The sequence below is a fragment of the Ktedonobacter racemifer DSM 44963 genome, assembly GCF_000178855.1.
GTDB lineage: Bacteria > Chloroflexota > Ktedonobacteria > Ktedonobacterales > Ktedonobacteraceae > Ktedonobacter > Ktedonobacter racemifer.
This window is the reverse complement of the sequence record NZ_ADVG01000005.1, coordinates 440198-453663: the sequence shown is the minus strand read 5'-3', so window position 1 is coordinate 453663 and position 13466 is coordinate 440198. Positions and strand designations below refer to the sequence as shown.

Sequence of the window (13466 nt, the reverse complement as noted above, 5' to 3'; positions counted from 1 at the left end):
TTGGGTGGCGATTGGGCAACAAACGGCTGCCTCTCATGTGCCCTGGGAGTAGTCCACCTGGGAAGTCATCTGTTTCCCTCTCCCTTGTATCAAGGACAAAAAACTGACCACAGAAGCGCGAGCTGAGTCGGGGCTTGCGAAGCGGAGCAACCCGTTTTCATCATTCTTGAGCATGCATCTCAAATACAGCGTCTTCGTCCTTTTGTCCATCTGCCAAAGAGATGACTGGTGAAGAAGATGGAGCTTCTGTCCACCGTTCACCCCATTGTTTGAGTGCGCGGAGCACAGCGGTTAGCTCGGCTCCTTTCTCGGTTAAGTGATATTCAAAGCGCTCTGGTCGTTGCTGATAACAGTGGCGTTCAATCACGCCGTGGTCAAGCAACGTTTGTAGGCGCACCGTGAGCATATTGCGTGCAATCCCCAGGTCTTCTTGAAGGGTATCAAAACGATTGATCCCGCGCGCCAGGTCGCGCACAATGAGTAGGGTCCACCACTCCCCAATGATATCTAAGCTGCGAGCGATGGGACAAGCCATAGATGCAAACCGTTGTCGTCGCATATCTCTCCCTCCTTTCCTAAAGAGATGGAATGTTCCTCTTTGTTCTCCCTCAGGATAGCACAGTGGGTTGCATCATGCAACCCACTGTGCTATCCTGAGGGAGTCAGTTGCATGATAAAACTGACCTACAAGAACCTTCCCTGCTTATCAGGAAGAGCCAGAGAATACGTGGAGAAGGATGGTTTGTGAACGTGGCAGACCTGGAACCTGTTGCGTTGTTGAGCGCTGATCGTGTTCCTGAAATGATTTGACTTCCAGTTCCTGGGAGCCAATGAGAGGAAACTACTATGAACAAGCTTGAAGGAAAAATTGCCCTCATTACCGGTGGTACGAGCGGTATTGGCAAGGCCACGGCGGAGCAGTTTGTGAACGAAGGCGCCCACGTCTTCATCACAGGACGCCGCGATCGAGAGTTGGCCGCGGCGGTAAAGGACATCGGAAGCAATGTGATCGGCGTCCAAGGGGACGTGTCAAACCTTGCCGACCTGGATCGCCTCTTCGCACACATCAAGCGGGAGAAAGGCAAGCTCGATATTGTCTTCGCGAATGCCGGTGTTGCGAAATATGCCCCCATCGGCGAGATTACTGAGGAGTTCTATAACTCGATCTTCGATATCAATGTCAAAGGGCTCCTTTTCACAGTACAAAAGGCGCTTCCGCTCATGCCGGATGGTGCTTCTATCATCCTGAATGCATCCATCGTCGGGAGCAAAGGCCTGGCGTCAAATAGTGTGTATAGCGCCACAAAAGCTGCCGTGCGTTCGTTTGCCCGCACATGGACAACGGACTTAAGGGACCGGCGCATTCGCGTGAATGCGGTGAGCCCAGGCTCCATCGACACGCCCGGATTCGCTGACCTGCTGGCTTCCTCAGACGTGGGTCAGCAACGCAAGAAGACGATTTCCAACAGTATTCCGCTTGGCAGGCTTGGCACACCCAATGAGATCGCGAAGGCCGTGGTGTTTCTCGCATCCGACGACAGCAGCTACATCACGGGAACTGAGTTGTTTGTAGATGGCGGCTTTGCACAAGTATAGGTCGTGATGATGTAAATCCTACTATTAAATGGCTCATACGCAACCTCGCTGATTCTAGCTCATCAGGAGGAGATCACGACACAGGAGGAACAGATGAACGATCTGCTAGCACAGGTCATTGCCGCACATGGCGGTCTTGATCGCTGGAACACATATAAGAAGGTGACTGCAACCGTCGTCGCTGGCGGAGGGTTGATTCCACTCAAAGGCCTCGATGATTCCCCCATTCCCCGTGAGAGGACGGTCTCGCTCCATGAGGAGATGTCGTACATCAGCCCATTTGGTCAGCCTGATTGGCATATGGTTTTTACTCCCGAGCGGGTGGTGATCGAGAACGCTACGGGTGAGATCGTCAGCGAGCGCTCCAATCCAAGGGCTGCTTTCAAGGGACACGTTCTGGAGACGGTGTGGGATTCGCTTCACCGGGCGTACTTCAACGGGTACGCCATATGGACCTACCTTACGACCCCATTCTTTATGACCATGCCTGGCTTCGAGGTGACCGAAATCACGCCGTGGCAAGAAGATGGGGAGACCTGGCGCGGATTGCGGGTGCGTTTCCCCGATGCGTTTGCTAGTCATAGCAAAGAACAGGACTTCTACTTTGGTGACGATTTTCTTCTGCGTCGGCACGATTACCATCTTGAAATAGCAGGTGGTACGCCAGTGGCGCAGTATGTCTACGATAGTGTGGAAGCCGATGGGATTCGCTTCCCGACGAAGCGCCGTGCCTACGTGTGTGGGCCGCAGATGAAACCGATTCACGACCTGCTGTTGATCTCGCTCGACCTCAGCAATTTCAGATTCATACGTAAATGAGAGAGGAAGATGGGCCTTCCCATGGATGTTCAACGAGTTGATGCGCTGCTTCAGTGCAGAAAAGGAGTGTATCGAAAGATAGCAGGCTTGCCCTCTTGTTCGAGCGCTTGGGTCTCGTATCAGGGCTAGCACTGTTCGAGTGGCTGCCATAGAGAACATGGGTCTCATCGCCGTGCTCTGGAGCAGCTTCCTCAAGCGCTCATGGATGTGCCTTCGTGGGAAGAACGCATCGTCATCGATCCAGCTAATCCGTTCGGTCTACCCGACTTTCAGGTAGCTGACCTGCATGGAAGAACATCGAGTGAGGTTGTAGCTGATCTGGTTCCTGGTACGCGATTAGTCAAGGCATTCCATATGCTGCCACATGAACTTTTGGGTGCTGATCCTTATCAAGCTGGCGCCCGCCGTGTAATCTTCCTCTCTGGAGGCTGGTTCATTCGCGCCTCACGGCGAGAGCAATCCTGTTATATTCGCATATGCGTGCGATACATACTTATCTTTGTGGAGGAACGAATGTTTGCGCAAGACCGGGCCAGAAAATTGGCCATCTTGATTATTACCTGTGTTGGTTTCTTTATGGTGTTGCTCGATACGTCGATTGTCAACGTTGCGCTGCCTACCATACAAACTGATTTCCATGCAAGCCTGACAGACCTCCAATGGATGGTCGATGCGTATACGCTACCTTTCGCTGCCCTCTTACTGACCGCAGGGTCTTTGGGTGATCGCTTTGGGCGCAAGCGCCTCTTTCTTATTGGTCTGATTGGTTTCACGCTTGGATCGGCTCTGTGTGCCTTGGCGCCCAATCTGCAACTGCTCATTGCCGGGCGCGCCTTGCAAGGCGCAGGGGGGGCAGCGCTTTCTCCAGGCAGTCTTTCGCTTCTTGTTGCAGCTTTCACCGATCACAAAGAACGTACCCAGGCTCTTGGTATTTGGAGCGGCATCTCTGGGCTGGCTCTGGCAGCGGGCCCGGTGGTTGGTGGTGTGCTCATTCGAGTTTCCAACTGGCCTGCCATCTTCTTTGTCAATCTGCCTATTGGTACGCTGGTGTTCATTTTGGGCTGGCGTATCCTGGCGGAGTCACGTAATCCACACGCTCGCCGCCTTGATCTACCTGGCCAGGTACTAGCGATCGCCGGACTAGCCTCGCTCACCTATGCCCTGATTGAGGGCGAGTCAGCCGGCTGGACTTCTCCACTGATCCTCTCTCTCTTTGCTAGCGCTGCCGCCTTTCTCATTGCGTTCCTGGTTGTGGAGGCACGTGTGCGTGAGCCATTGCTGCCGTTGCAGCTCTTCAAAAGCGTCGTCTTTTCTACTGCGAATGCAGCGGCAGCCGTTGTCGGTTTTGCTCTCCTGAGCACAGTCTTTTTCGTGACACAATATTTCCAGAGCGTCCAAGGATATTCAGCGCTCGATGCTGGTCTGCGCACGCTGCCATCCTCTATGGGGATATTCCTAACGGCACCAGTCGCCGGACAAGTGGCTGCACGCTTTGGCCCACGTGTTCCTATCACGCTGGGTGCGCTGCTTTCTGGGGTCGCGCTGCTGCTCCTGATCCGCCTGGATCCTACCACAAGCTATGCGAACATTTGGTGGAATCAGGGGATGTACGGGATTGGCTTTGGCCTGATGCTCAGTCCGCTCACGGCGGCTGGACTCTCCACCATTCCACAACATCGAGCAGGGTTGGGTTCTGCGGTACTGAACACGAGCCGTCAGATTGGCAGTGTTTTCGGGATTGCGTTGTTGGGTGCGCTGGTGGAACAACAATTTATCAACAATCTTTTCAGCAAGCTGTCCAATTTGGGTATTCCAGGGTCAATCAGTCAGAAGATGGTCGCCACCATCGCCAGTGCCGGGGCAGAAGGAGGCCAGGTTCAGTTCTCTGGAAGCCTCCCTGTTGCCTCACACGTGCTCCATCAGGTCATTAATCAAGCGTTTACTGATTCCCTGCATATCTCGTTCCTGACTACTGGGACGCTACTACTCTTTACCGGGGGTGTCTGCGCGTTGTTACTCAAGGTCCCGAGACACGTGGAAGCCGACAAAGATATTCCATCAGATACGCCGGAAGAGCTCGTTCCTGCGTCGGGAGAAATCTAAGCTCGACTTTGTACATTTCTCATCAAAAACAGGCTGCCCACGACAATCGTTCTCAATGAGGAGCAATCTGACAAGGTTCGCAAGCCCGCGGTCGATATGGAAGACCTGACCATGATAGATGGTCCCAGCACGCGCAGACGCCGCTGCCGGTCATCGTGTATATCCATGGTGCCGGTCATGGGTCTTCGGCAGCCCGCGGAGACATGACTGGCCGGTGCACTAACTCGCGGTCGGAGCCGGGGCTACCGTCGTCTTCCCGGTGTAACGGCTCTGCCCGGAGGTGAGCTATCCGACAGCCCTCGAGGCGTGCTGCATGGTGGCGCGGTGGGTCGAGAGCTCCAAGCAGGAACATGGCTTGGATGTCGAGCAGCTAGCTGTAGCTGGCGACAGCGCCTGGGACAACATGGCGACGGTGAGTGCGGGGAGCCAGACATCCTGTTGCAGATGCTGTTCTACCCGGTCACCGACGCGGCCTTCGACACGGCATCTTACCACCAGTTTGCCGAGGGCTATCAACGGTTGTTTCCTGGACATTAAATGATTCAAGACCCATCAGTGACGGCTTTAGTGAAACGGCAAAGCTATTTCTGAAGGACTGAGTATTCAACCACCAAGAATCTTGGAGCGAAGGTAGAAATATGAAAAATATGAAAAACATGAAGAACTTAGAAGCGGACGAAGTCGAAATTACCTGATTGGCAACTTCACCGTGGCCGAAAAGACGTATGCTTTGACACTCCCCCGGATACATCCAGGGGGATTCTTCTTTCATCCAGCCCGCTTGCCCGCTCTGGCCCTGCGACCAGAACGAGTAGAGGCGGTCTGTCCAGAAGCGTTCGGTGGGGCTTGCGCCTCACCCGTTCCTGTCTGCCCGACAGTACGATAGGCTTTCTCTAAAATGTTGCGCGCGGCGTTGTGGTCGCGGTCAAGCACCACGCCACAGGAGGGACAGATATGCGTCCTCACACTGAGCGACTTCTTGACGCGTGCCCCACAGGCGCTACAATCCTGGCTGGTGAAAGCTGGTTCGACCGCAATAACTGGTATGCTATGCATCGATCCATAGTAGTTGAGCCACTGGAGAAAGCGGCCCCAGGCTGCATCACTGATCGATTTTGCCAGCTTGCGGTTTTTTACGAGATTGGCTATTCTCAGGTGTTCATAGGCAATCAGATCGTGAGAGGTGATAAGCGCGTTCGCCGTCTTTCTGGCGAAATCTTCACGCTGCCTCTGGACCTTGAGATAGCCTTTTGCAAGTTTCTTCCTGGCCTTCTTGCGGTTGGCTGACTTCTTCTGTGTGCGAGAAAGGCGACGATGCAACCGCTTGAGCTTGCGTTCGGCCTTTCTCAGATGGTGCGGGTTGGCGACGGTGTTGCCTTGGGCATCAGTCAAGAACGCTTTGAGTCCGAGATCGATGCCAGTCTGCTTGCCTGTTGGCACATGCTCTCCATGCCTCTCCGCTTTGACAAGAACTTGAGCATAGTAGCCATCTGCACGCTTGAGGAGACGTACCCGCATCATCTGTGGAAGAGGGCACGTCGCCAGATCACGACAGCCTATCAGACGTAGTCGCCCAATGCCACAGCCATCGGTGAAGATAATATGCTTTCCATCAGGCTCAAGCCGCCATCCGGTCTGTTTGTACTCCACACTGCGGCAATCGTGCTGAAATTGGGGATAGCCTTTCTTGCCTGGCTTCTGATTGCGGCAATGCTCATAGAAGCGAGAGATCGCAGCCCATGCGCGATCAGCAGCCGATTGCCGTGCCTGGGAATTGAGCAGTGTGGCAAAGCTGTACGCTTTGGCAAGCTCAGCACAGTAGCATTGCAGATCGTTCCTGTTGATGCCACGAGTATCCATCCAGAGGCGCAGGCACTTGTTACGGATACATTGAGTGATTCTGATGGCCTCGCCGATGGCGCTATACTGGGCAGTGTTGCCGTCGAGCTTGTACTCGTAGATCAGCATTCTCTCTCTCTCTTGCTCCTTCCCTTTTGCTGTGGTATATTATACACCAAAATCTTGATGTATGCAAGAGGTGAAAGAATGAAGCGTACAAACATTTATCTGAATGAAAAACAACACGAAAAATTACAAGAGCAAGCTGAGAAAGAGGGTGTTCCGGTTGCGGAATTAGTACGGCGTGCGGTTGATGCTTTTCTTCTGTGGGACGATCCAACGTATCATCCTACACCACCCAAGCCCCAAACAAGGAACAGCCATTCATCCCCGGCATGAATGACCTGTCTTTTACCCACATTTTACAAACGGAGGTGAAAAGCCAAATGAGCGCCCTCAAGCAGTGCCTGCAAGTGGAGCCAGCCCTTCCAAAGGGTTTTCCAGCCAGGAGGCCCGTCACCTCGACGCGCCAAGAACCCTCCCATGCGCGCAATCTCTGTCCAGAAGGTCTCAACCGTCATGGTGGAAGGCAAGAGACCGACGTGAGCAGCCAGGATCGTGAGCGTTTCTGGCTCGATGACCTCATGGGCCGGGCTTTCTGGCGCTTGACGGGAGAGATCACGCACTTGCAACAAACGCACGGCGAGAGGAGAGAGCATTCCCAGCAAGCGGATCAGGCGCTCGGCGCTTTGGACTTGCCGCTCTTCGATACGACATCCCGTTTTGAGGCAATGGTGATAGTCCTCCACCCGCCAGCGAGCGCGATACCACTCGACCCGTTGCCAGGCTTGCTCACAAGTTGTCCCGACCAGAGAGGTCAACAGAATCCATTCGAGCGGCTCTTCGCCTTTTGGAGCCCCTTCTTCCCACACCCGAATGACCCAGACAGGCAAGGGAGGAAGTTTGTTGAGACGGCTATCATTGCGCGGTGGCAGCAGTTCAAGAGAGGTCCACGACAGATACAACGTGGTAGAACGAGCCTGGTGCCCATGCCGAGCGGGAAGATCAAACGGACGCACGTCCGAACTTGGCTGCGAACGGACCTGCTCAAAGAGATACCCGAGCGTTCCCTCCTGGGTTTGAACACGCCGATCTTGCGTCGCACGCACAACAAAGTGCGTATCGATGCTTCGGCAAACGTGCAGGAACTCAAAGATATCGGCTCCACGATCTGCTACCTGCACCCGCACACTCGATGCGGGAGAGGGTCCAATGTGCTGGACACATTGGTGCCAGATATCGGTTTCTTTCTCGCGCCTGCACCGCTGCGCTCGAGTTTCGCCTTTGGGTGCAGGAATGCGAATGAAGGGACATTGATAGGCACACCCCAGCACCGCCCGGCTGTCCGGTTCAACGGCCAGGACGGTTTGCAGGTACATCCCACGCCCATTCCCATTGCCGATTTCTCCCAAGCCGCTCATTTTGCGCCGATGGCTCAAATCCAGGTCCGTCGTATCCTGTACCAGCAACACAAGTGGCAAGGTATCCATGCGCAGGCGTGTCTGTTGCCAATGGGGTTGCATCAGCGCATCAAAGGTGACATTGGGTTCATCAAGCAGTCGATACACGGCTTTTGCATCTTTCCAGGTCTGCGCCTGGGCTGGCAGCGAGGCTGCGGGCTCCTCGGCCATGTGAGCCGCTGTCGTCACGGCCCGCCTCGTGCGGCGCATGTCTTTCAGTTGCGTCTGTCCAAAGGTAGCTTCTGCCCATTGCTCTGGGTCCAGAATCTCTTGCGTTTTCATCTCTCCATTCTATACGATTGTAAATTGTGGGTAAAAGACAGGCATGAATGACCGGGGCTTTCTGGCTCGTTTATTGTAATCGGGCAGCCTCACAGCTACCCGATCTAAGAGGCAGCTTTCTGGACGAGGTGCGTAACTTTTTGATCCAGGTCCGCTGCGGTTTGCACAAACTCTTCCTCCGTCACCGCACATATTTGCAGCAAAGAGGATGGCCGATCATAACTGAGACAAGTGTTTCCCCGGGTATTTTCATACACCTGTACCCGAATCGGGACATAGAGTCCTGCCTTAGCCGAGTACTTTAAAAAGTGCTGCGCAATCAGTGGATTGCCAATAACATAGAGTTTTGCTTTGAGAGGATGGATAAGGTGAGAGAACCACTCCCCGTGATCAATAGCAAAAAACTCCATGAACCCGCTTGATCCCAAAAGCTGCTCGATGCCTTGTGTGAGCTCTTCTGGTGTACGACTAGACGTGACGACGTGCTGATACGCCTCATGTCCCTTGCGCCCGATTTGCCTCTCAAATGCTTCAATGACACGATCGAATGCTTGTGTGGTCTCGACGACCACGTGGTCAGCAAGGACTTGCTGTTCTGAAGGAGACATGCTTTTTGCCCTTTCTTTTGAAATAGGAAGATGGGAGAGATCGGGTCGTGTTGAAAAGGGGAAACATGATTGCTTCTCTCTCAACATCTCTCATCAATCATCTTTCTAGATTATGCGAATACATCCTTAATGTAGCGCTGAGATGAAACACAGCGCTACATTGACCCATAACCTGGCTCTCAGTTTTTGGTTGATTTTTGTTCCTGGGTTCATACTATGAAGGAGCCTCTCATCCACGGAGGTGGATCAGAAATAGTAGGGTATGAAGGAGCGTTGACATGAGGGTTGTGGTGGATCTGACACGCTGTCAGAACTCTGGGCGGTGTGTGTTTCTGGCGCCAAAAGTCTTTCGCTTTCATGGGGAAGAAGTCCTCGCATATGACTCTGCCCCAATTCGTCCCTTCCTGGAGTCAAAGGGAGAAACGACCGATGATCACACAACCGGCTCTCGCCGTCGAAGCATGGACCATTCACGAGAGGGAACTCAATCTTGATGTGCTGGCACAGACCGAGTCGGTATTCGCCCTCTCCAACGGACACATCGGGTTGCGTGGCAACCTGGATGAAGGAGAGCCGTGTGGTCTTCCCGGCACCTATCTCAATGCGTTGTATGAACTCCATCCCCTGCCGTATCCAGAAGGAGCCTATGGCTATCCTGAATCTGGGCAGACGATCATCAACGTGACCGATGGCAAAATCATCCGCCTCCTGGTCGATGATACCCCGTTTGACATCCGGTATGGTCGGCTTCAAAGCCATGAGCGGGAACTCGACCTGCGCGAAGGGGTCCTGCGCCGGACCGCCAAGTGGATCTCTCCGACCGGCCGCTCGGTCAAGGTGTCGTCGATCCGCCTGGTTTCCTTTACCCAGCGGGCCATCGCGGCGATCAGCTATGAAGTTGAGCCGCTTGAGGATCCTGTGCACATCGTAGTGCAATCGGAGCTCGTGGCGAATGAGGCGCTGCCGGATGCCGGCACAGATCCGCGAGCGGGCACCGTTTCCCTGGCCCCCCTTGAAAGCGAGGAGCATAGGGTTCAGAACCTGCGTGGACTCCTGATCCATCACACCCGGGCCAGCCGCCTGCGTATCGGCGCGGCGATGGATCATCTGGTCGAGGGGCCGGAGGGGACGACGATGGAAGCGGAGAGTATCCCGAACATCGCCCGCGTCTCCGTCAGCGTGCGGTTGCGGCCAGGTGAGCGACTGCGGATCATCAAGTTTCTCGCCTATGGCTGGTCGAGCCGGCGCTCGCAATCAGCCATCCACGATCAGCTCATCGCCGCGCTCACCGCTGCCCGCTCCACGGGCTGGGAGGGGCTGCTCGCGGAGCAGCGTGACTTTTTGCACGAGTTCTGGAAGAATGCAGGTATCGAGATTGAAGGCGATGCGGAGCTTCAGGAAGCCGTGCGCTTCGCGCTGTTCCACACGCTCCAGGCGTGCCGCCGAGGAGAGCAGCACCCGATCCCAGCAAAGGGATTGACCGGACCCGGCTATGATGGGCACACCTTTTGGGACACCGAGATCTTTGTCCTGCCTTCTGTGACCCTGACCGTCCCTTCCGCTGCCGCCGACGCCCTGCGCTGGCGTCACTCGACCCTCCCGCTGGCCAGGGAACGTGCTCGCCAGCTCGGGCTGCGCGGCGCCGCTTTTCCCTGGCGAACGATTCATGGCGAGGAGTGTTCGAGTTACTGGCCAGCGGGGACGGCCGCGTTTCATATTAACGCGGATATCGCGTACGCGGTGGCCTTTTACGTCGCATGCACCGACGATCGCGCGTTCGAGCAGGAGGTGGGCCTGGAATTACTCGTCGAAACCGCGCGCTTGTGGCACTCGCTCGGCTTCCTCGATGCCCATGGGCAGTTCCGCATCGATGGCGTCACTGGCCCCGACGAGTATAGCGCCCTGGCGAACAACAACGTCTATACCAATCTGCTGGCCCAGCAGAACTTACGCGCCGCGGCAGAAGCAGCCAGGCGCCATCCTCAGGTGGCCCGCGCTCTCGGGGTAGACGCGGACGAGATGGCCAGTTGGAGCGAGGCCGCTGAGAAGATGCTCATCCCCTATGACCAGGATCTCCAGGTTACCCCTCAGGATGACGCCTTTACCTCGTACAAGCGATGGAACTTCGCGGATACCACACCAGAGCAGTACCCGTTGTTCCTGCACGTTCCGTATTTTGACCTCTATCGCAAGCAGGTGGTCAAACAGGCCGATCTCGTCCTGGCCATGCACCTGCGAGGGGATGCCTTTTCTCCCGAGCAGAAGGCGCGCAACTTCGCCTACTACGAGCCGCTGACCGTCCGCGATTCCTCGCTCTCAGCAGCGACGCAGGCCGTCATCGCGGCGGAGGTGGGTCACCTGCAGCTTGCGTATGACTATCTCGCCGAGACTGCGTTTCTGGATCTCTATGATCTGGCGCAAAACACGTGCAACGGTCTCCATATCGCGTCGCTGCTGGGAACCTGGACTGCCCTGGTCGCTGGCTTCGGAGGACTGCGCCTGCGCGGCGATTCACTCGCGTTTGCCCCCAGGCTGCCAGAGGGGATCACCCGGATCGCCTTCCACGTGGTGTTCCGCAACCGTCGCATCGGTGTGGACATCACGGCGACCGAGGTCAGGTATGCGCTTCTGGAAGGCGAGCCGCTGGCGGTCTGGCATGAGAGCGAGAACATCACCCTTTCCACCCAGGAAGCCGTCATCCGGCCCACGCCACGGATCCAGGCAGGGCCACGGCCGAAGCAACCACCCGGGCGCGCCCCGCTGAAACGGACTGCCCGCTCCCTTTCCAACGGAACAACAGAGCCGCCCCATCACAACAGCTAGGGTGGTGATTCTATTGACGCTCTCGCAGGTCGTGCAAGTGGTAAGGTCAACCAGAAGGTCGTTCCCTGACCAGGGGTGCTTTCAACCCCAACCGTGCCGTGATGACGTTCGAGGAGTGCCCGGCACAGGTAGAAGCGTAACCCTCCACTCAAATCCAGTTCCTGCTGAACGGAGCTGCCCTTTCCCCGATAGAAGCGATCCCAGAGGCGAACCTGCTCTTCAAGAGGGATGCCTGCTCCTTCGTCGTGAACCGAGACGCGGGCCATCTGCTCCTCTTCTTGCACTTGAAGGGTCACGGGCTGCTCCACCGGGGAAGAAGCGAGGGCAGTGGCCAGGTAGATGGCGAGTACCTGGGTGATCCGCCCGGCATCGGCCATGACAGGGATGGTGGGTTCGGGAGTCAGGATCTCGAGCTTGATCGCTCGTTCGGGCATAGATTCCTGCTGCTTTGCCATCGCCTGTTTGACCAGCACGAGTAGATCACAGAGAGCAAGCGTGAGATCCAGCTGACCAGCCTGGATACGCGCGTCATCGATCATATCCTGCACCATGCGCTCTTGCAGCCGGACGCTCTGCTCGGCAGATTCGAGCGACTGCCGGGCCCGTTCAAGCTGCGCACTCGTGCGCTCAGCCTGCTGGGCGAGCTCGCTCTTTAACCGCTCTAAGCGGCGCTGTGCTAACTGCAGATTGCCCTTAATCCCCGTCAGCGGGGTGCGCAGTTCATGGCTGGCAAGCCGCAGGAAGTCGTTGAGCAGCCGATTCACTTCGGGCATGACCAATTCTCTGGCCTGTTTCCCCAAGTACGTTTGCAAGGAGCCCAAACATTCAATGAACAGCCGGACGTGCTCGGCGACCGTTCTGATGAGATCAATCTCCTCCTGGGTATACTCACCCTCCCGCTGGTGTTTGTGGATCACAAGCATCCCAACCAGATTCTGCTTCCAGAATATGGGAAGCACCAGGAGGATCGCGTTCCTAAACTCTTCAGGATACCCGATCGGAATGCGGAAGCAACCTGGTGCGAGAACCACGTCCTGATAGGCCTGGAGACGAGCAAGCACGGTTTCGTCAAAAAAGTCAGCGAGGTGAAAGCTCTCACTCAACGCCCGGAAGAGGTGTTCTTGCTCGGCGGTGAAACCGCTGCCCACCACGTACGCCACATAAGGGGCCGAAGCGCAAAGGGCGATCATGCTCACGCACCAGCACTCCAGGACCTGACGAATGACGTCCACGAGCTGTTGGTCGACAAAGAGCACCGGCGGGGAAAGGAGAAAGGTTTCCTTAGAGGACGCTCCCTGGAATTGCTCAGGAACCTGCGCGATGGCTTCGTTCAAGGTCATCAACGCTTCGTAGACCCGCTGGATGTGAAGGGCCTTTTGATAGCGGGAAGCCACCACCTGAAAGGACGCGAGCACGCCTGTTGGCTGAGGCTCGCCGTCAAACACCAGTGAACAGCGCAGTTCGAGGCACGCCTGGTGCTGGGAAGGATGAGCAAGGACAAGGGTTTGCTCGTAGGGAAAGGACGCGGTTTCTTCCTTGAAGGTGGTCAGGTCCAGCAACCAAGGGGGAAAAGAGAACGGTCGTTGCTGTTCGTCATACCATTCATAGCGCTGGAGAAACTGCTGAGCGGAGGTGCCCAACCAGGAGGCTGAAGGCTGGGCATCAAAGAGTGTCAGCGCCGCTGCATTCAGGAAGAGGAGCTTGCCTGCCCGGTCCCACACCATGATGGCATTGGGAAGGGAGGCAAAATACGCTTCGAGGTGCCGTAACGCCATCGATTTTTGCGATGCTGATGGTACTGGTTGCGGCGCGTTCTGACCCATCTTGTCCCTCCTTTGTGGACGTGAGTGCATAGGCGACGAGTAAGAAAAAGACG

At 55.8% G+C, this 13466-nt stretch carries 11 protein-coding genes; 6 read left to right on the top strand and 5 right to left on the bottom strand.

All coding sequences use genetic code 11. The features are described from left to right. Window positions 1-160 precede the first annotated feature (160 nt). Window positions 161-559, bottom strand: a complete 399-nt coding sequence (locus KRAC_RS56080) for a winged helix-turn-helix transcriptional regulator (RefSeq protein WP_007922371.1) — start codon at window positions 557-559, stop codon at window positions 161-163. A 287-nt stretch (window positions 560-846) separates the two neighbouring features. Here KRAC_RS56080 and KRAC_RS56075 point away from each other — a divergent pair, with 287 nt between their 5' ends. The 4 genes from KRAC_RS56075 to KRAC_RS64565 all read left to right on the top strand — a co-directional run bounded on the left by KRAC_RS56075 (window position 847) and on the right by KRAC_RS64565 (window position 5059). Further along, window positions 847-1596 (top strand): glucose 1-dehydrogenase, encoded by a 750-nt coding sequence (locus tag KRAC_RS56075; RefSeq protein WP_007922369.1) that lies wholly within the window; start codon window positions 847-849, stop codon window positions 1594-1596. A 93-nt stretch (window positions 1597-1689) separates the two neighbouring features. Next, window positions 1690-2415, top strand: coding sequence for a hypothetical protein (locus tag KRAC_RS56070; protein WP_007922367.1), 726 nt, complete (start codon window positions 1690-1692; stop codon window positions 2413-2415). Window positions 2416-2616: 201 nt separating this feature from the next. After that, on the top strand, window positions 2617-4518 hold the full coding sequence (locus KRAC_RS56065; RefSeq protein ID WP_169461079.1) for a DHA2 family efflux MFS transporter permease subunit: 1902 nt from the start codon (window positions 2617-2619) through the stop codon (window positions 4516-4518). Window positions 4519-4831: 313 nt separating this feature from the next. After that, window positions 4832-5059 carry a hypothetical protein gene (locus KRAC_RS64565; RefSeq protein WP_083815254.1) on the top strand — a complete coding sequence of 76 codons (228 nt, stop codon included), beginning with the start codon at window positions 4832-4834 and terminating at the stop codon, window positions 5057-5059. A gap of 227 nt (window positions 5060-5286) precedes the next feature. Here KRAC_RS64565 and KRAC_RS56055 read toward each other — a convergent pair whose 3' ends face one another. Then, the gene (locus KRAC_RS56055; RefSeq protein ID WP_007922363.1) at window positions 5287-6486 is read right to left on the bottom strand and encodes an RNA-guided endonuclease InsQ/TnpB family protein; all 1200 of its coding nucleotides are present in this window, start codon (window positions 6484-6486) and stop codon (window positions 5287-5289) included. A gap of 78 nt (window positions 6487-6564) precedes the next feature. Here KRAC_RS56055 and KRAC_RS68495 point away from each other — a divergent pair, with 78 nt between their 5' ends. Further along, a complete protein-coding gene (locus KRAC_RS68495) occupies window positions 6565-6756 on the top strand; it encodes a ribbon-helix-helix protein, CopG family (RefSeq protein ID WP_007922465.1) in 192 nt (63 codons plus the stop codon). Window positions 6757-6779: 23 nt separating this feature from the next. On the opposite strand, the gene KRAC_RS56050 is transcribed toward KRAC_RS68495, so the two are convergent. Both KRAC_RS56050 and KRAC_RS64560 read right to left on the bottom strand, forming a co-directional pair. Continuing rightward, window positions 6780-8159, bottom strand: coding sequence for an IS4 family transposase (locus tag KRAC_RS56050; RefSeq protein WP_007904297.1), 1380 nt, complete (start codon window positions 8157-8159; stop codon window positions 6780-6782). A gap of 104 nt (window positions 8160-8263) precedes the next feature. Then, window positions 8264-8767, bottom strand: a complete 504-nt coding sequence (locus KRAC_RS64560; protein WP_007922359.1) for a DUF302 domain-containing protein — start codon at window positions 8765-8767, stop codon at window positions 8264-8266. Window positions 8768-9196: 429 nt separating this feature from the next. Between KRAC_RS64560 and KRAC_RS56040 the strand changes: the two genes are divergently transcribed. Continuing rightward, on the top strand, window positions 9197-11590 hold the full coding sequence (locus tag KRAC_RS56040; RefSeq protein WP_007922356.1) for a glycoside hydrolase family 65 protein: 2394 nt from the start codon (window positions 9197-9199) through the stop codon (window positions 11588-11590). On the opposite strand, the gene KRAC_RS56035 is transcribed toward KRAC_RS56040, so the two are convergent. Beyond that, the gene (locus KRAC_RS56035) at window positions 11587-13413 is read right to left on the bottom strand and encodes an ATP-binding protein (protein WP_007922355.1); all 1827 of its coding nucleotides are present in this window, start codon (window positions 13411-13413) and stop codon (window positions 11587-11589) included. The genes KRAC_RS56040 and KRAC_RS56035 overlap by 4 nt on opposite strands. Window positions 13414-13466: the final 53 nt, after the last annotated feature.